Annotated in this window: 15 protein-coding genes; 6 read left to right on the top strand and 9 right to left on the bottom strand. The window is 69.0% G+C overall.

Going from position 1 to position 18405, the window contains the following annotated elements:
• The first annotated feature begins 64 nt into the window (after nt 1-64).
• Entirely contained in the window at nt 65-1060 is a 996-nt protein-coding gene (locus DMH03_RS31230; RefSeq protein WP_125795588.1) for a YeiH family protein, read from the top strand.
• On the opposite strand, the gene DMH03_RS31225 is transcribed toward DMH03_RS31230, so the two are convergent.
• The 3 genes from DMH03_RS31225 to xsc all read right to left on the bottom strand — a co-directional run bounded on the left by DMH03_RS31225 (nt 1057) and on the right by xsc (nt 5635).
• Nucleotides 1057-2046: a phosphotransacetylase gene (locus tag DMH03_RS31225; RefSeq protein ID WP_125795587.1), complete on the bottom strand. Its 990-nt coding sequence runs from the start codon at nt 2044-2046 to the stop codon at nt 1057-1059. The two genes, DMH03_RS31230 and DMH03_RS31225, sit on opposite strands and share 4 nt — an antisense overlap.
• A gap of 69 nt (nt 2047-2115) precedes the next feature.
• Nucleotides 2116-3480, bottom strand: a complete 1365-nt coding sequence (locus DMH03_RS31220; protein ID WP_125795586.1) for an aspartate aminotransferase family protein — start codon at nt 3478-3480, stop codon at nt 2116-2118.
• Nucleotides 3481-3826: 346 nt separating this feature from the next.
• Complete coding sequence (gene xsc / locus DMH03_RS31215; RefSeq protein WP_125795585.1) at nt 3827-5635, bottom strand: sulfoacetaldehyde acetyltransferase; 1809 nt, start codon at nt 5633-5635, stop codon at nt 3827-3829.
• A 144-nt stretch (nt 5636-5779) separates the two neighbouring features.
• On the opposite strand from xsc, the gene DMH03_RS31210 reads away from it, so the two are divergent.
• The 3 genes from DMH03_RS31210 to DMH03_RS31200 are packed head-to-tail and all read left to right on the top strand — an operon-like array spanning nt 5780 to nt 9207.
• Nucleotides 5780-6580 (top strand): IclR family transcriptional regulator, encoded by an 801-nt coding sequence (locus DMH03_RS31210; protein ID WP_125795584.1) that lies wholly within the window; start codon nt 5780-5782, stop codon nt 6578-6580.
• Between the two features lie 9 nt (nt 6581-6589).
• Nucleotides 6590-7522 carry an AAA family ATPase gene (locus DMH03_RS31205; RefSeq protein ID WP_125795583.1) on the top strand — a complete coding sequence of 311 codons (933 nt, stop codon included), beginning with the start codon at nt 6590-6592 and terminating at the stop codon, nt 7520-7522.
• Entirely contained in the window at nt 7519-9207 is a 1689-nt protein-coding gene (locus DMH03_RS31200; RefSeq protein ID WP_125795582.1) for a cobalt chelatase, read from the top strand. Before DMH03_RS31205 ends, DMH03_RS31200 begins: the two co-directional genes overlap by 4 nt.
• A 36-nt stretch (nt 9208-9243) precedes the next feature.
• Here DMH03_RS31200 and DMH03_RS42695 read toward each other — a convergent pair whose 3' ends face one another.
• Nucleotides 9244-9543, bottom strand: a complete 300-nt coding sequence (locus tag DMH03_RS42695; RefSeq protein WP_233611737.1) for an antitoxin — start codon at nt 9541-9543, stop codon at nt 9244-9246.
• 341 nt (nt 9544-9884) lie between these two features.
• Between DMH03_RS42695 and DMH03_RS31190 the strand changes: the two genes are divergently transcribed.
• A complete protein-coding gene (locus DMH03_RS31190) occupies nt 9885-10478 on the top strand; it encodes an OmpA family protein (RefSeq protein WP_233611736.1) in 594 nt (197 codons plus the stop codon).
• The gene (locus DMH03_RS31185) at nt 10475-11698 is read left to right on the top strand and encodes a polysaccharide pyruvyl transferase family protein (protein ID WP_125795581.1); all 1224 of its coding nucleotides are present in this window, start codon (nt 10475-10477) and stop codon (nt 11696-11698) included. Before DMH03_RS31190 ends, DMH03_RS31185 begins: the two co-directional genes overlap by 4 nt.
• Before the next feature lie 515 nt (nt 11699-12213).
• On the opposite strand, the gene DMH03_RS31180 is transcribed toward DMH03_RS31185, so the two are convergent.
• The 5 genes from DMH03_RS31180 to ald all read right to left on the bottom strand — a co-directional run bounded on the left by DMH03_RS31180 (nt 12214) and on the right by ald (nt 18281).
• Nucleotides 12214-13653 (bottom strand): sodium:solute symporter, encoded by a 1440-nt coding sequence (locus tag DMH03_RS31180; RefSeq protein WP_125795580.1) that lies wholly within the window; start codon nt 13651-13653, stop codon nt 12214-12216.
• Nucleotides 13653-13865, bottom strand: a complete 213-nt coding sequence (locus tag DMH03_RS31175; RefSeq protein WP_125795579.1) for a DUF3311 domain-containing protein — start codon at nt 13863-13865, stop codon at nt 13653-13655. The genes DMH03_RS31180 and DMH03_RS31175 overlap by 1 nt, the downstream gene beginning before the upstream one ends.
• Nucleotides 13862-15526: an amidohydrolase gene (locus DMH03_RS31170; RefSeq protein ID WP_125795578.1), complete on the bottom strand. Its 1665-nt coding sequence runs from the start codon at nt 15524-15526 to the stop codon at nt 13862-13864. Before DMH03_RS31170 ends, DMH03_RS31175 begins: the two co-directional genes overlap by 4 nt.
• A 111-nt stretch (nt 15527-15637) precedes the next feature.
• Nucleotides 15638-17101, bottom strand: a complete 1464-nt coding sequence (locus DMH03_RS31165) for a PLP-dependent aminotransferase family protein (RefSeq protein WP_125795577.1) — start codon at nt 17099-17101, stop codon at nt 15638-15640.
• 64 nt (nt 17102-17165) lie between these two features.
• On the bottom strand, nt 17166-18281 hold the full coding sequence (gene ald, locus DMH03_RS31160) for an alanine dehydrogenase (RefSeq protein ID WP_125795576.1): 1116 nt from the start codon (nt 18279-18281) through the stop codon (nt 17166-17168).
• Nucleotides 18282-18405 lie beyond the last annotated feature (124 nt).

Below are 18405 nucleotides of genomic sequence, written 5' to 3'. Positions count from 1 at the left end.
TGCATGACCTACCCGGTGTTCTCCCGGCTACCGGCGTCGCCGTCGCCGGACGACGCTCATCACCATGAGCACCACGTCTGCGCGGCGAACGAAGCCGCACCTGACCGGTCTGGCCGTCACCGCCCTCGGGGTGGCTGTCGCGTATCTGCTGAGCACCGCCGTTCCCGTGCTCAGCGCGCTCACCCTCGCGGTCGTGCTCGGGGTGCTCGCCGGCTCGCTTCCGGTGCTCTCGGACGGCACGCGGCAGGCGATCGCGAAGGTGACCAAGAAGCTGCTGCGCGCCGGTGTCGTCCTGCTCGGCCTTCAACTCGCGCTCCCGGCGGTGCTCTCCCTCGGCCCCGGCACGCTGCTCGCGGTCGTGCTGACGGTCGGCCTCACCTTCCTCGGCACGATCGGTCTCGGCAGGCTCCTCGGTGTTCCGCGTGGGCTCGCGATGCTGGTCGCGACCGGGTTCTCCATCTGCGGCGCGTCGGCCATCGCCGCGATGGAAGGCGTCGTCGAACGCGAGGACTCCGACGTCGCCACCGCCGTCGCCCTGGTCACCTTCTACGGTGGACTGGCGATCGCGGCCGTCCCGCTCCTCGGCGGCTGGCTCGGAATGGACGCGCTGCGCATCGGCGGCTGGGCCGGGCTGAGCGTGCACGAGGTCGCCCAGGTGGTCGCGGCCGCCACCCCCGCCGGGACCGCCGCCGTCGCGGTCGCCGTGGTGGTGAAGCTCAGCCGCGTCGTCCTGCTGGCACCGATGGTCGCCGCGGTCAGCGTGCACGAACGCCGCCGCCGCCCGTCCGCGGCCGGGAAGCGCACCCCGCTGGTCCCGCTGTTCGTCCTCGGTTTCCTGACGATGGTCGTGGTGCGGAGCACCGGGATCCTGCCCGGCGTGGCACTCGACGTCGCCAAGGTGATCTGCACGCTGCTGCTCGCGGGAGCGCTGTTCGGGCTGGGCTGCGCGGTCCGGATCGGCACCCTGGTCCGCACCGGTGGCCGGGCGCTGCTGCTCGGCCTGCTCTCCACGCTGCTGGTCGGCACCATCGCCTACGTCGCACTGGCCCTGCTCGGCTAGCACGGAACGCCCAGGGCCTGAGCGGCGGTCAGGAGCGCGAGCGTCTCGATGTCGGACGCCGAGCAGCCGCGGGAAAGGTCGTTGAGCGGGGCCGCGAGACCCTGGAGGATCGGGCCGAGCGCGACGGCGCCCCCGAGCCGTTCGGCGATCTTGTAGCCGATGTTGCCGGCGTCCAGATTCGGGAACACCAGGACGTTCGCGCGACCGGCGACCGCGGATCCGGGCGCCTTCGCCGCCGCGATGGAGGCCACCAGCGCGGCGTCGAACTGCAACTCGCCGTCCACGGGGAGGCTGGGTTCCCGTTGCCGCACCAGGGAAGTCGCCTCGCGGACAACCTCGACACGCTGATGGTCGGCACTCCCCTGCGTGCTGAACGACAGCATCGCGACCGCGGGATCCTCGCCCGTCAGACCACGGTGGGTGGCCGCGGCGGCGAGGGCGATGTCCGCCAGCTGCGCCGCCCCCGGCTCAGGCACCACCGCACAGTCCGAAAAGGTCAGCCGCCGCCCATCCGGCAGCAGCAACAGGAAGCAACTGCTCAAAGTGGACACTCCCGGCGCCAGGCCCACGACCCGCAATCCCGCCCGCAACACGTCGGCGGTCGGCCGGGTCGCCCCGGCGACACAGGCGTCCACCCGGCCCGCCCGCAAGGCGGCGGCCGCCACGAACACCGGATCACGCCGGGCTGCGACGAGCTTTTCCGGGCGACTGGCGAATCCCGACGTCAACGCATCCGCGGTCCGGCCGTCGGCAAGGGCATCCGCGACGTCCATGATCACGTCGTCCGGGACGCCGGCGGCACGGAGACGCGGCCCGTCGCCGAACAGCAAAGGCCGCACGACTCCCTCCGCGCGGAGAGCCAACGCGGCACGGACGGCGCGGTCGTCATCGCCGTCCGGCAGGGCGACACGGAGATCCTTGCCACGCAACGCCTTCCGCCATCTGCCGAGCGTCGCGTCCGGCGTGGCCTCGGTGGTCAGGCTCATCGAAGTACCTCCACATACGAAGCGGGGGCCGCCGGAAGACGGCGACCCCCACCGGGTGAAAGGGCTGGTTCAGGGCTGGACGGCCTTCTCGACGTCGTTGAGCATCGCGTCGACGCCGTGGAGCAGCTCGGTCAGCACCTCGCGATCGGCGACGAGCGGCGGCGAGATCATCAGCATGGTCGCGCCGCGATCGTCGCCGCGGAGAATGACGCCCGTGCGGCGGAACGCCTCCGGGAGCACCTCGCGGAGCACCTTCAGCGATTCGGCCTCGGTGAGCTCACGACCGCTGTCGCGATCGGCCATCAGCTCGATGGCGTAGAAGAACCCGGTCCCGCGGACATCCTTGACGCACCGGTGCGCCGACTTCAGCGAGTTCAGCGCGCCGAACAGTTCCGGGCCCTCGGTGAGCACGTTGTCGAGCACCTTCTCGTCCCGCATCGCGCTGAGGTTCGCGACGGCGACGGCGGTCGCGACCGGATGCCCGCCCCAGGTGGCGCCGTGGGTGAAGACGCCGCCCTTCGGCGAGTCGTACAGCTCGGTGACCAGCTTCTCGCGCACGATCACGCCACCGAGCGGCGCATACCCCGACGTCGAACCCTTGGCGAAGGTGATCAGGTCCGGAACGACCCCCGTGAGACCGTGCCCGAACCAGTGCCCCAACCTGCCGAACGAGCAGATGACCTCGTCCGACACGAGCAGGATGCCGTACTTGTCGCACAGCGCACGCAAAGCGGGCCAGTACCCCTTCGGCGGGACGAGCGCGCCGCGGCCGTTCTGCACCGGCTCGGCGAACAGCGCCGCGATGGTCTCCGGCCCTTCCTCCAGGATGACCTGCTCGATCGCCCTGACACAGTCCAATTCGGCCGCCGGACCGCAGTCACCCAGCAGCCCCAACGTGTTCGGCACGTGCCGGACGCCGGGCATGAGCGGGCCGAACGGCTCTTTGATCTTCGCGAGCCCGGTCACCGAGAGCGCGCCGATGGTCGTGCCGTGGTAGGCCATGTCGCGGCTGATGATCTTCGTCCGCTCGGGCCGGCCCTGGCTGCGGTGATACTGACGGGCGAACTTCAACGCGGTTTCGACCGCCTCCGAACCGGAGTTGACGAAGAACGTCGTCCCGAGGTCGCCCGGCGCGAGTTCGGCCAGCAACGTGGCCGCCTCGATCGCGGGGGTGTGCGCCGAACCCCAGTTGCTCGCGTAGGCGAGCGTGCCGACCTGGTCGGCGGCGGCCTTGGCGATGTCGGCCCGCCCGTGGCCCATGTTGACGCAGAAGAGCCCGGCGAGACCGTCGAGGTGGCGGCGTCCCTCGGTGTCGATCAGGTAGCTTCCCTCGCCGCGTACGAACACCGGGAAATCCGAGGCCCAGGTGTCCTTGCGGGTGAAGTGCGGGCCGAGATGCCTGCGGGCCTGCGCTCGCAGCTGGGTGACGTCCACCGGAGACCTCCTTCGAGACACGAGTCTGTGCCTTGACTTTCGCAACCCGGCTGGCACCGGCCCAGCACCAGAGCGGCGGCGTTCGATGGGTCCAGTTTCTTTCCGGCCCTGCTGAAGGCGAGAGCCTGTTCGAGCGCGGTCCCGGTGCCCGACCTTGTCCCTCACCGTGTGGATTTTGGGACGTCAGATGACCCAAAAACCACACACCCCTCACCCAGCGCCACCTTTGCCTTAACCCGAAACGCCACACACGACGTGCATCCAGCCGACTAAACGCGTATGCGCGTGAAGGCCCCCTTCCCTCGGCTGAGCCGAGGGAAGGGGGCCTTCACGCGCGAACCGCGGCCTACACGTAGTCCTTGTACTTCTCCAGGAAGCGCACGGGCTTGGACAGCGCGTCCCGGCGGAACGGGTCACCGAGCTCGCGGGTGCACATGATCTCGATGACGGTGGTCTTGCCCTCGTTCATCTGCGCGTCGACGGCGCGCTGCAGGGCGGGGCCGACCTCGTCGAGCTTCTCCACGACGATGCCTTCCGCGCCCATCGCCTTCGCGATGCCCGCGAAGCTCTCGCTTTCCAGCTCGCCCGCGACGAACCGGCGGTTGTAGAAGTCGACCTGGTTCTTCTTCTCCGCGCCCCATTGCCGGTTGTGGAACACCACCGCGGTGACCGGGATGTCATGGCGGACCGCGGTCATGATCTCGCCCATGCTCATCCCCCAGGCACCGTCACCGGCGTAGGAGATCGCGGGCCGGTCGGGGGCGGCGGCCTTGGCGCCGATGATGGTCGGCAGCGCGTATCCGCAGTTGCCGAAGCTCATCGGGGCGAAGAAGCTGCGCGGCTCCTCGAAGCGCAGGTAGCTGTTCGCGACCGAGTTGATGTTGCCGATGTCGGTCGACACCATCACCCGCGGCGGCATGGCCTTCTCCAGTTCCCGCAACACTTCCCGCGGGTGCAGCCAGTTGCCCTCCTCGGACTCCTGCTCCGCGATCATGTCGAGGCTGAACGGGTCGGTCTCGTGGGTCCATGCGTCGAGTTCGGCCTCCCACGCGTCCTTCTCCGCCTTGATCTTCGCCGCGCGGGCGTCCTTTGTGGAGTCGCAGGCCAGCGTCCGGTCCGCAAGACGCCGGGTCAGCGCGACCGCCGCGTCCTTGGCGTCGCCGCAGATGCCGACGGTGATCTTCTTGACCAGGCCGAGCATCTTGTGGTCCGCGTCGATCTGGATGATCTTCGCGTCCTTGGGCCAGTAGTCCATGCCATGTTGCGGCAGGGTGCCGAACGGGCCGAGCCGCGAGCCGAGCGCGATCACGACGTCCGCCTGCGAGATCAGCTTCATCGCGGCCTTCGAACCCTGGTAGCCCAGCGGTCCGCACCATTGCGGGTGGCTCGCCGGGAACGAATCGTTGTGCAGGTAGCTGTTCACCACCGGCGCGCCGAGGCGTTCGGCGAGGGCCTTGCACTCCTCGACGCCGTCGGCCATCACGACGCCGCCGCCGGAGATGATCACCGGGAACTCCGCCGTGGCCAGCAGCGCGGCAGCCTCGTCGAGGCTCCGCTCGCCGCCGGGACCGCGGTCGAGCCTGGCGGGCTCCGGGATCTCGGCCTCGATCTCGCCGTAGAAGAAGTCGCGCGGGATGTTGAGCTGCGTCGGGCCGAGTTCGGAGTGGGCCCGGTCGAAGCAGCGGCCGGTGTACTCCGCCATCCGCTTCGGGTTGTTGACGTGCCCCTGGTACTTGGTGAACTCCTGGAACATCGGCAGCTGGTTGGCCTCCTGGAAGCCACCGAGGCCGGTGCCCATGGTGCCCGCCTCCGGCGTCACGATGACGACCGGGCTGTGCGCCCAGTACGCGGCCGCGATCGCGGTGACGCAGTTGCTGATGCCGGGGCCGTTCTGCCCGATGACGACGCCGTGCCTGCCGCTCACCCTGGCGTAGCCGTCGGCCATATGCCCGGCGCCCTGTTCGTGCACGACCGGTACCAGCCGGATGCCCGCCGGCGCGAAGATGTCCATCGCGTCCATGAACGCCGACCCCATGATGCCGAAGATGTCGGTGACGCCGTTGGCCACGAGCGTCTCGACGAAGGCCTCGGACGGGGTCATCTTCTTCCGGCCGCTGACGACCACGCGGCCGTCACCCGTCTTCCGTTCCGTCATGTTCCGCTCCTTCGACAGGCAGATTTACAAAAAAACGATACGTGGCGTTCCTGAAATCAGGATGCGACCGACGATAGGACGCGGATCGCCGAGCGTCAACGCCAGATTCTGAAAACCGAGACGCCCTGTGCTACTTTTCGAAACATGGAGCTGCTTCGCGAACCCGATCCGATCAACGGGGACACGCCGACCATGCGGCTGTTCTCCCTGCTCGAGCTGATCGCCGCCAAGGATCAGCTGGTCTCCCTGCAGGGCCTCGTCGAGGAGACCGGCCTGCCGAAACCGACCCTGCACCGCATGCTGCAGCAACTCGAAGGGGCGGGCCTGCTGGTCCGCCAGGCCGACGGTCGCCATTACGGCACCGGCCACCGGCTGCGACGGCTCGCGGAGAACCTGCTCCTCAACGCGACCCACCACGGCGCCCGGCACGCCGTCCTGCGCCACCTCGTCGACGAACTCGGCGAGAGCTGCAACGTGACCACGTTGTCGGGCAACGAGATCGTGTACCTCGACCGGGTGGAGACGCCGGAACCACTGCGGTTCTACCTCCGGCCCGGCTCACGCGTGCCGATCCACTGTTCGGCCAGCGGCAAGATGATCCTCGCGCAGATGAGCCCGTCGCAGCGGCGGAAACTGCTCGCGCACGCGCCGCTCAAGCAGTACACGAACAAGACCATCACCGACCTCGACACGCTCGAGGCCGAGTTCACCCGCATCCGCCGCGACGGCTTCGCGCTCGACGACGAGGAATTCCTCCCCGGCCTGGTGTGCGTCGCGGTGCTCGTCCCCGGCCGCGCCAACCTCTGCGTCGCGGTGCAGGCGCCGGTCATGCGGCTGACACCGGACAAAGCGCTCCAGACGCTCCCGGCGTTGCAGCGTGCGGCCGAGGCGATCAGCCGCGTCGACGCCGAGGGCGCGTCCGAACCGGAAAGTGTTACGTCGTAAGGAGTTTCCATGGTCCCCGAGCTTCGGCTCCCGGTGCGCGACCTCTTCGGCATCGATTCGGATCTCGTTGTCGGCGCGTTCCGCGAACGCGGCGAGCACGTCCCCGAGATCGACGAGGCGTACCGCTTCAACCCGGACGTGACGCTGGCCCTGCTCGCCGGGTTCACCCGCGACCGCCGCGTGCTGGTGCAGGGATTGCACGGCACCGGGAAGTCGACTCATATCGAGCAGGTCGCGGCCCGGCTCAACTGGCCATGTGTGCGGGTCAACCTGGACGGCCACCTCAACCGCCTCGACCTCGTCGGCCGCGACGCCGTCGTGCTGCGCGAGGGCAAGCAGGTCACCGAATTCCAGGAGGGCATCCTCCCGTGGGCTTTGCAGCGGCCGGTCGCGCTCGTGCTCGACGAGTACGACGCGGGCCGCCCGGACGTCATGTTCGTGCTCCAGCGGGTCCTCGAACGCGACGGCAAGTTCACCCTCACCGACCAGAACCGGGTGCTGCGGCCACATCCGTCCTTCCGGTTGTTCGCCACCGCCAACACGGTCGGGCTCGGCAACCTCAACGGGCTCTACCACGGCGCGCAGCGGCTGAACCACGCGCAGATCGACCGCTGGAACATCGTCGCGTCACTGAACTACCTGCCCGCCGCCGAGGAGATCGCGATCGTGCGGTCCAGGGTTCCCGGCATACCGGAACCGCTGGCAGCGTCGCTGGTCACGGTGGCCGCCTTGACCCGCAAGGGTTTCCAGGCCGGCGACCTGTCCACGCTGATGTCCCCGCGCACGGTGATCACCTGGGCGGAGAACATCGAGATCTTCGGCGATCCGGCGACGGCGTTCCGGCTGTCCTTCGTGAACAAATGCGACGAAGCTGAGCGCGCTCTCGTGGCGGAGTACTTCCAGCGCTGCTTCGACGACGAGCTCCAGCTGCTCTCGGCATGACGGCCGGGCAGACGGAAACCCGGCGCCGCCACCAGGTCGAGGAGCTGTGCGCGGCCGCGGTCCGGGCGCTCAGCGGCGATCCGACGCTGCACTTCCGGGCGCGGCGCCTGCATCGGGGACGCGAACCGCTGCCGCTGCACGCGCCGCATCTGCGTCACTCCACCGACGACGATCTGGTGTCCTCACGCGGGATCGCGGACGGGATGGCGTTGCGCCTGAGGGCCTCGGACGCCGCCCTGCATCGGAGCCTGTGCCCTCCCGATCCAGCCGAACGCGGGATTTTCGAGCTGCTGGAACAGTTCCGCGTCGAGTCGCTCCCGCCCCCGGAGCTGCCGGGCATGCGGCGGAACCTTCGCCTTCGCCACCTCCGCTGGTCCCTCGAATTCCACCGCTCCGGGCTGACCGAGACCGCCCGCGGGCTGTTGCTGTACACGGTCGCGCAGATCTGCCGGTCGCGGATCACCGGAGAACCCGTGGTCGAGGAGACCGAGGACCTGATCGAGGCGACCCGATTCGCGCTGGCGCCGAAGCTGGGTCACGACCTCGCCGGGCTGCGACGGCACCGGACCGATCAGAAGGCGTTCGCCGAACACGCGCTGGCGATCGCCCGGACAGCCGGCGGGCTGCTCACCGCGACCGAGCGGGAAGCCGAAGACGACGGCGACCCCACCGACCCGCGCTTCAACCTCCTGATCGACTTCGACGCGAGCCAAGGCGATCAGATCTCGTCCGTGACCGCCGGAACCAGTCGTACGCTGGGTGAATCCGGTGCGGCGTACCGGGTTTTCACCACCGCGTACGACAGCGAACGGCGCGCGTCGGACCTGGTGCGCCCCGGACTGCTCACCGAACTCCGGGAACGGCTCGACCGGCGCGTCGGCAGGCAGGGCGTCGGCCCGGGGCGGCTGGCGCGCGACCTCAAGGCGGTGCTCGCCGTACCCACCCGTGACGGCTGGGACGGCGGGCAGGAGGAAGGTCACCTGGACGGCCGCACCCTGGCGCAGCTGATCAGTTCGCCCACCGAACGCCGCATCTTCCGCACCGAGCGGATCGAACCCGTGGCGGACACGCTCGTGACGTTCCTGATCGACTGCTCGGGTTCGATGACCGCGCACGCGGAACCCGTCGCCGCACTGGTCGACCTCTTCGCGCGCTCGCTCGAACTCGCCGGTGCCGCCTGCGAAGTCCTCGGCTTCACCACCGGCGCCTGGAACGGCGGCAGGCCGAGGCGGGAGTGGATCCGGGCGGGACGGCCACGGCATCCCGGCAGGCTCAACGAACGACTTCACGTCGTGTTCAAGGACGCCGAAACCCCGTGGCGCCGGGCGCGCCCCGATCTCGCGGCACTGCTGAAAGCCGATCTGTTCCGGGAAGGGATCGACGGCGAGGCCGTGGCCTGGGCCTGCGACCGGATGCGCGCGCGGACGGAGGAGCGCCGGATCCTGCTCGTCCTCTCCGACGGCAGCCCCATGGACAGCGCGACGAGCCTGGCGAACGATCCGCACTATCTGGACGAGCATCTACGGGAAACGGTGCTACTACAGGAAAACACCGTCGAGATCCGCGGGGTCGGCGTCGGGCTCGACCTCAGCCCGTTCTATCGCCGGTCCCGGGTTCTCGACACCTCGGTGACGTCCGGGTACGCGCCGTTCCGGGACGTTCTCGAGCTGTTTTCCCAAGGGTGAACGCCGCCGGTTCCCGTCCCTGATCCGTGGGTGGGTTCAGCGGCCGTAGCCACCCTCTTCACCGCTGTTCCCGCCGAACTCGGCGCGCTGTCCTTCATCGCCGCCGTATTGACTGCCCGCCTGGGCGCCAGGGGCGTCGTTACCGAAGCCGCCGCCCTGCTGCTGCTCTTCGTTCTGCTGCTCGCCGCCGGAATCGCCGAGGAAGCCTTTCGCCTTGTCGGCGGCCGAGTCGATCTTGTCGGAGTGTTCGCCGAATCGCGATTTCGCGAAATCGGCGGCCTTGTCGACGTGCTCCCCGCTCACCTTGTCCTTCATTCCTTCGAAGTCGATACCCACGAGAACTCCTCACCTGGTTCGAATGCGCCGATGACCGGCGCGTACCTCCATCAAAGTCCATTCGCGGAGTGCGGCAACTTGAACGCGACGGTTGGGTGAGTCGGCGAGTTCCCCTTCCCAGTCAGGGAAAACAGCCTCGGCCAGGGCACGGAGGTGCACCCGTTGTCGCTCACTTGGGTGGACTTGCCGTCCCTTCACAGTCATACGGATGCGACACTCGGGTCCGTCACGACGAGGGGTCTCCTGGTCGACGTCATTTCACTACACTGTGACCACGGCACGATAGAGGTCAGTCACACTCGATCACGGTTGGCGCTTTTAGCCCTTTCGTGTTCGTATCCGTGGCGTCAGCCAAAGCGGAGACGGCCAAAGGGAGTTTGAACTTCATGCGCAGGACAATTGTCCGGACGGTAACGGGTGTGGCGATCGTGGCCGGCCTGGTGACCGCTTGCGGCTCTGAGGGCGAGAACGGTGCGAATGGCGCATCTGGCGCGAATGGAACCGCTTCAAGCGCGGCCGCCGCGTCGTCGCCCGGCGCCGGAGCCCCGGCTTCCTCGGGCGCGGGCACCGGGGACGCGGGGCAAGCGGGCGGGGAAGCGGCCCAGAAAGTGACGGCGGCGATCCAACAGGCGCAGCAGCAGTCACCGATCACCTTCACCACCGAAAGCGCCGAACTGTCCGAGAAGAGCAAAACGGCACTCGGCGAGATCGCCAAGGCCATGCAGGGCAACGACGTCAAGATCACCGTCGCCACCCACGCGGGTTACCCCGACGCGGAAAAGTCCAAGGCTCTCTCCGAGAAGCGCGCGGAAGCGATCACCGCCGCGCTCGAAGGAGCGGGCGTGGCCAAGGATCGCGTCAAGACCGAAGCGACCGGCAACGAGAAGGCGCAGGGCGATCAGGCGTTGAACACGCAGATCACCGTCGCACAGTGACCAACGGCGGAAGCGCGGACGGGCGGAACGATCCGCCCGTCCGCGCTTGTCACTATCTGATCGGCCCGAGCGGTTTTCCCAACTACGGCGACGAGCTGATCGCGGCGACGTGGCTGCGCTACTTGGCGCGCACCGATCCGGAGGCCGACGTCTGGCTCGACACCCACTCGCCTGGCCCCGCGCAACTACTGCTGAACGATCTGCACCCGCGCCTGCGTTGCACGGACACCCTGTGGCGGCTGTGCGGTGAAGCGCCGTCGGACGATCCGTGGGAGGTCGCGGGCTGGGTGCAGTCGGCGGTCAACGACCCCGGCCTCGCACCGCGATGGGACGCGGGCATCGACCTGCTCGGCCGGACCGACGTGATCCACCTGATCGGCGGCGGTTACCTCAACGCGCTGTGGCCCCGGCATATCGGGCTGATCGCGGGCGCCGCGGCCGCCGCCCGGCGCTCGGGGACCCGGACGGCCATGACCGGACAGGGGCTGACCCCGTTCCCGCCCGGTGCCGTGGACCTTCTCCGCTCCCTCACCGACCGCTTCGACGTCGTCGACGTGCGCGACGACCCTTCGGCCGAACTACTCCCCGGAGTCGTCCGGACGTGCGACGACGTCTTCCTCGATCCGCCCGAGCCGACACCCTCCGCGCAGACGCGCGAATTCGTGCTGTGCATCCAATCCGACATCGGCGCTTTCGAGCCGTCGATGCTTGCAGCCCAGGTGCTGGGTCTGCTGCGGGCGTGGGAGGTCCATCCCGAACAACTCGCGATCGTCGAAGGGATCCCCCGGATCGACCGTGCCGTTCCGGCACTGCTGGAACACGAGATCGCCGGTGCGGAGTTCCACCCGTTCCGCGACATCTGGCGCAACGGGCTGCCATCGGCGCCCGGCCAGACCTGGATCTCCAGCCGCTACCACCTGCACCTCGCCGCCCAGGCCGCCGGAGCGACCGGTCTCGCGGTCAGCGTGTCGCGCGGGTACTACACGACCAAGCACCGCAGCCTGATCGACCTCGGCTCCGGGTGGACGTCGTTCGACGCAGAGGCGGGCGGGGCACCGGACCGGCCGGCCGGAACCGGGTTCCCGCCCCACGTCCTCAGGCGGTGCCGCGACCTGAAACGGTCGGTCGCGGAGGCGGTGTACGGACGCCAGGCAGCCGAGCCCGCTCAGCCCGCGCCGCGACGCCTCACCCTGCGCTCGTGGCGGACCCGGTCGAGCTAGTCGCTGGTCTCGGTGGACACTTGCCGGGGTCGCGAGTGGCAAGGGTGGTTCTAGTGAGGGAAATGTCGAACGTGTCGTGGCGTGGGGCCGGTGTCGCTTCTGCGTAGGCGTTCTCCTGGTAGTGAGGGCCTCCTTGCCTACTCTGACGGTAGTGAAGGAGGCTTTCGCTACTTTCGGATGTGATCCCTGGTGACAATGGGACGGCTGTGACTTCGGCGGCCGGTCGCGAAGTACATGAAGGCCCCCTTCCCTGCGTCTAGCGCAAGGAAGGGGGCCTTCATGTACTTCGGTAAGGCGTGACTCGTGTGTCTGAACACGCGAGTACGGTGTCGCGTCACCCAGCCCACCGTCTCACCCGAGACACGACACGTTCGCCTTACCCCTCAATGGAACCCGAATCGCCACTCGCGGCCACCCCCGTAGGCACGTTCATCGGCGCCGCGAGTCAGCAAAGTCCGTGAGGGCCTCCTTCCCTACCCTGAAAGTAGGGAAGGAGGCCTTCACGGACCACCGCATCACCGGCTGAGCGAGGGCACCTCCTCGGCGGCCGGGGCGCTTTCGGAAGACCGCGCCACCGGGGTCCGAGCCTGGTCCGGCGCCATCAGGCTCCAGATCAGCACCACGGCCAGGTTCACCCCGAGCGACACCAGACCCGCGTTGACACCGCCGAACGTCGCGCCGGTGACGTACAGGACGATCGCGGTGATCACCCCGATGACCATCCCCGCCGCGACCGCCGCCGTCCGCACCCGGCGCACGAACAGGATCGCGAGCCAGCCGGGGACGACCTGGGCCAGCAGGTTGTAGGTCAGGTTCAGGATGGTGAGCATCAACGTCGAGGCGACGAGCGTCAGTACCGCCGCCAGCACCAGGAAACTCGCCACCGCGAGGACGGTCCACCGGCGCTGCGCCGCGGCGGGGATGTTCGGCGCGAGGTTGCGGCAGACCATCCCGCCGATGGTGAGCGCGGTCGCGGCGAGCACGAGGACGCCCGACAGTGCGGCGCCGGCGGCGACGAGGCCCAGCAGCCAGTCGGGCAGCAAACCCTTGGCGGTAACCATGAACACCGTGTTCGGGTTGTCCAGATCCGGATGCGCGCGCACGCCGTAGTAGGCGGCCAGCACCAGGAACGGGTAGATCAGCATGTACATCGGCATCCACACGGTCGAGCTCTTCACCGCGCGTTCGGAACGGGCCGGGAACACGTACGCGCCACCGAATCCGAGGTAGAACACGACGCTCTGGAAGAGGATCGTCGTCATCGCGAACGTCAGATCCGAACCGCCCATGGTGGTCTGGGCCGCGCTGAGCACCTCGGGTCCGCTGACCTTGGCGGTGCCGCCGGCGGCCAGCACGACCGCCACCCCGACGAGCACCACGCCGACCAGCATGAACACGTCCTTGAGGATCGACACGAACGCGGGCGACCGCACCCCGGAGACGGCGATGTAGACGAACGCCACGATGCCCGCCAGCACCACGCACTGCAGGGGATCCAGCCGCAGTCCCAGATTGCTGAGCACCACCTGAAGACCGATGAACTGGTACTGCCCCCACGGGATCAGCGCGATCAGCATCGTGACGCAGGTGATCAGCTCGAGTCGCCTGCTGCCGAAATGCCGACCGAACACGTCCGGCACGGTCATCGCGTCGTACCGTTTCGCCGCCCGCCACACCAGCGGGGCCAGGAAGTAGCCCAGCGAGTACGCGAGCAGGATGTAGCCGAGGAACCAGATCCCGTAGCTCGCGCCGTGCGCGTAGATCCCGCTCGGGAAGCCGATCATCGTCCCGATGCTGTACACCTCGCCGACCGCGAGGAAGTACACCAGCCACGCCGGGAACGACCGGCCGCCGACGAGGAACTCGGAGATCCCGCCGCCACGGGTGGACCGCCCGGCCCATACCGCGAGCCCGATCGAACCCGCCATCACCACCGCCACGATCGCGATCAGCATCAGTCGTCCTCCGGGTAGTGGGCACGGTCGAAGAAACGCCAGCTGATCCACAGGCACAGCGTGGTCAGCGGGCAGCAGCAGAACACCCAGAAGAACAGCACCGGGATACCGAACACCGATGCCGTCGATCCGGACAGCAGGAGAATTCCGGCCAGCAGGGCGAAAGCGGGGACGAAAAGTCCTATAAGGACACTCGGCCAGCTCCGGATCATGGGCGTGCTCCCGTCGTCTCGCGCCGCCAGACGACCTCGCCACCGCTGACGGTGGCGTCCACGGTCAGCTCGCGGATCCGGTCCGGGTCGATCGTGGTGGGGTCGCCGGACAGCACCGCGAGATCGGCGAGCTTCCCGATCTCCAGGCTGCCCTTGATGTCCTCCTCGCCCGCCAGGTACGCGGCGTCGATCGTGTAGCCGCGCAACGCGGCGTCGACGTCGACGGCCTGCTCGGGGCCGAGCACCTTGCCCTGCCTGGTGATCCGGCGGACGGCGCACCAGATCCCTTCCAGCGGCGGCACCGGGGTCACCGGCGTGTCCGAATGCAGTCCGAAGTGGATTCCCCGCGAGCGGGCCGAAACCAGCGGGCTGATCCGGCGCGCCCGTTCGGGCCCGAGGAAGACGTCACGATGCCGGTCGCCCCAGTAGTAGACGTGTTTGACGAAGAACGACGCGAGGACGTCGTGGGCGGCCATCCGGTCCAGCTGGTCTTCTCGCACCGTCTGGCAGTGTTCGATCCGATGCCGCCTGCCGCTGCCGTGCGGCGAGCCCAGCCGCGAGTAGCCGTCGATGATCGCGTCGATCGCCGCGTCGCCGTTGCCGTGCACGGCGACCTGCCAGCCCGCCGCGTCTAGCGCGGCGATCCGGCGGCCGAGGTCGGCGGGTTCGAGCAGCATCATGCCGTGCTCGTCCGGGTCGCAGGTGTAACCCTCCGCGAGACAGCCGGTCTTGCCCTGGATCGACCCGTCCGCGACGATCTTCACGCCCGTCATCGCGAACTTGTCGTCCGCGCCCCTGACGTCCGGCGCTTCCGGCCTGCCTTCGTCCAGGCCGGGAAGGAGCCCGTCGAACAGGTATCCGCGCACCCGGACACGCAGTTTCCCGGCCCGCCGCAGCAGCGCGTACGCCTCGAGCTCTGCGGCGCCGCCGATGAGCCCGATGCCGGTGTCGTGCACGGAGGTCACGCCGTTGGCGAGGTATTCCTCGTCCGCCAGGAGCAGAGCTTCGGCGAGTTCGCCGGCGCCCTGGCCGGGCAGCCGGGACGTGACCAGGAAGGCCGCCGTCTCGACGAGCACCCCGGTCGGCTCGCCCCTGGCATCGCGCACGATGAGCCCGCCGGGCGGATCCGGTGTCTCGGCGGTGATCCCGACTTCGCGCAGGGCGAGCGAGTTCGCGGTGCAGAAGTGCCCCGAAACGTGGGTCAGGACCACGGGATTGCGGCCGGAGACACGGTCGAGGTCCGCGCGCGTCGGGTGACGGCCGTCCGCGAGCAGCGTGTCGTCGTACCGGAAACCGCGGATCCACTCCCCCGGTCCGAGGTCCTTGGCCGCCTGGGCGACCCGGCCGACGATGTCGGCGATGGTGTCGTTCGGCGGGCTCCCGGCGTCGACCGGCGCGGCCAGCGTCATCCCGAAGAACGCCGGATGGTTGTGGGACTCCACGAAACCGGGGATCACCGTGCGCTCGGCCAAATCGAGCACGGTGGTTCCCGGCCCGATCAGCTTCGATACTTCGCGTTCGGACCCCAGTGCGATGACGCGCCCGCCGCTCGCGGCCAGCGCGCGGACCCGTCTCCCCGCCGGGTCGAGGGTGAGCACGGTGCCACCGAGCGCGACGAAATCGGCGGCACCCCGGGGATCTTCTCGAACGAACTCCACCACACGGACCTCCTGGCGACGTGTCCTGGCTCACGAAGGATCCCCAGACAGTGCGGCACGTCTGGCCGCCTGAACAGGTCCAGAACGCGCCGGTGCGGTGGTACCAGTTACCGCTCAGCCGCCGAGGAGATCACGGCAGGCCTCGCCGAGCAGGCGGATGCCAGGATCGATGTCGCGCAACGGCACGGCCGCGAAGCCGATCCGGAAGTGGTTCCGCGGCGGGCTTTCTCCGACGAAGAAGATGTCCCCGCGTTCGATCAGGACGCCGTCGCGCTCGGCGCGGTCCATCAGCGCCCGGCAGTCCAGTTCGGACGGTCCGGTCATCCAGAGGCTGACCCCGCCCGGCGGATACGCCGTCTGCGCCCACGGCAGATGCTCGGCGACCGCGGCCCCGGTCGCCTCCCATTTCCGCATCAGCTTCGTGCGGTAGCGCCGCAGGGAACGGTGGTACTCGCCGCTGTCGATGAGCAACGCGAGCGCTCGCTGAAGGTGTCCTGGCGGATGCCGCAGCACGTACCGCCGGATCTCGCGCAGCTCCTTCACCAGCTCGCGCGGTCCGACCAGGTATCCCAGCCGAAGACCCGGTGACAGGAACTTGGAGAAGGTGCCGAGGTAGATCGCGTCCCCGGTGCCGTCGAGCGCCTTGAGCGCGGGCGTGGGGCTGCCGTGGTACCGGAATTCGCTGTCGTAATCGTCCTCGACGAGCACGGTGCCCGCGCTCGCGGCGAGATCGAGCAGCCGTCGGCGGCGGCCGATGCTCAACGTCGCGTTCGTCGGATGGTGATGGCTCGGGGTGAGGTAGAGCAGATCGACGCCGTCGAGCGTCTCCGGCGGGCGGAGGCCGCTCTGATCGACGTCGAGGCCGCGTAATCCGGCGCCGGTGCGCAGGAAGATGTGCCGGGCGTCGAGGTAGCCCGGGTTCTCCATCGCCACGACGCTGTCCGAGCCGAGCAGCGCGCGGCCGAGCAGGTCGAGCCCCTGCTGCGAGCCGACGGTGATCAGCACCTCGGACGGATCGGCCTCGATCCCCCGCGCGGTGAGCAGCTGACGGCAGATCAGGTCGACCAGCATCGGGTCGTCGGAGCCGACGCTGTCCTGCAGGCTCGGGAACACGTGCGGCCGGTACAGCGCGTCACGCAGGCAGCGGGTCCACGACCGCGCGGGGAAGGCGGTGACGTCCACCTGCCCGGCGAGGAACGGATACGGATAGGTGTGCCAGTCCACGCGTTTCTCGACGTGCGGCACGCCGGCGTCCGGATACCGGCGCACCCGCGCGCTCCAGTCGATGGCCGGGCTGGTGCCCCGTTCCTGTACCGCGCAGTGCGGCCGCATCTCCGCGTTGATGAACAGCCCGCTGCGCTCGCGGCTCTCCACGAACCCTTCGGCGACCAGCTCCTGGTACGCGAGGTTGATGGTGTTGCGGGAAACGCTCAGTTCGGCGGCCAGCTCACGCGAGCTCGGCAGCCGGTGGGCCGGGTCGAACGTGCCGATCGCGATGCCGTGCTCGATCGCGCGTCGCACCTGCCGGTAGAGCGGCTCGGCGGACGTCCGGTCGATTTCGATCAACGTTCGCGGCAACGGCACCTCCTCACGGCGACTCGGCCGGGATCTGAACCTAGCTCCAGATCCCGGCCGACACCACCTAACCGAGCACGTCGTCGAGCGCGACCGATCCGATCCCGAGCGCCTCGCCGACCGGTGCGGACGTCAGCCGCCCGTCCACCGTGCTGACCCCGCCACGCAGCTCCGGGCACCGCGCGACGGCCCCGGCGAGGCCGTTGTTCGCCAGCTCCAGCGCGTAGGGCAGCGTGACGTTGGTCAGCGCGTACGTCGAGGTGTGCGGGACGGCGCCGGGCATGTTGGCCACGCAGTAGAACACCGAGTTGTGCACCGGGAACGTCGGTTCCGCGTGCGTCGTCGGCCGTGTGTCCTCGAAGCAGCCGCCCTGGTCGACGGAGATGTCGACGAGCACGCTGCCCGGCTTCATCCGGGACACCAGCTCGTTCGACACCAGGCTCGGCGCCTTGGCACCGGGCACGAGTACCGCGCCGACCACGAGGTCCGCTTCGAGCACGGCCTTTTCGATCGAGTACGCGTTGGCCGCGGCGGTACGGATCCGGCCCTGGTACATGCGGTCCGCGGCACGGAGCTTGTCGACGTTCTTGTCGAACAGGACGACGTCGGCCCAGGTCCCGGCCGCGCCGGCGACCGCGTTCATCCCCGCGACACCGGCCCCAAGGACGACCACCCGCGCCGGGGCCACCCCGGAGACGCCGCCGATGAGCACCCCGCGTCCGCCGTTGGCGCGCATCAGCGTCTGCGCGCCGACCTGCGGGGCCAGCCGCCCGGCGACCTCGCTCATCGGGAACAGCAGGGGCAGCGAACCGTTCGGCAGCTGCACGGTCTCATACGCCACCGACGTCGTGCCCGCGTCCAGCAGCGCCCGCGTGCACGGCTCGCTCGCGGCGAGGTGCAGGTAGGTGAACAGCAGCTGGTCGCGCCGCAGCCGGTGGTATTCCTCGGCGATCGGCTCCTTGACCTTGAGCACCAGCTCACCGGTCGCCCAGACGTCGTCGGCGCTGTCGAGCACCTTCGCCCCGGCCGCGGCGTAGTCCTCGTCGCGGAGAGACGACCCTTCCCCTGCGCCGCGTTCGACGAACACCTCGTGCCCGGCCGAAGTGAACTCGTGTACGCCCGCAGGCGTCACCGCGACCCGGTACTCGTGGTTCTTGACTTCACGAGGGACACCGATCTTCATCTCACGCTCCCGTCTGTTCCAAAGGCAGTGACGCTGAGCGTGCGGCACGACTGGAACGGCAAGAAGAGCCAGAATCCGCGCGATCGACGGGTCCAGTTCGCGGTCATAGCCGCGGACTATGAGG

The organism is Amycolatopsis sp. WAC 01376, assembly GCF_003947415.1.
Lineage (GTDB): Bacteria > Actinomycetota > Actinomycetes > Mycobacteriales > Pseudonocardiaceae > Amycolatopsis.
Note: the sequence above shows the minus strand (reverse complement) of the source record. Positions and strands in the feature narration are given on the sequence as shown.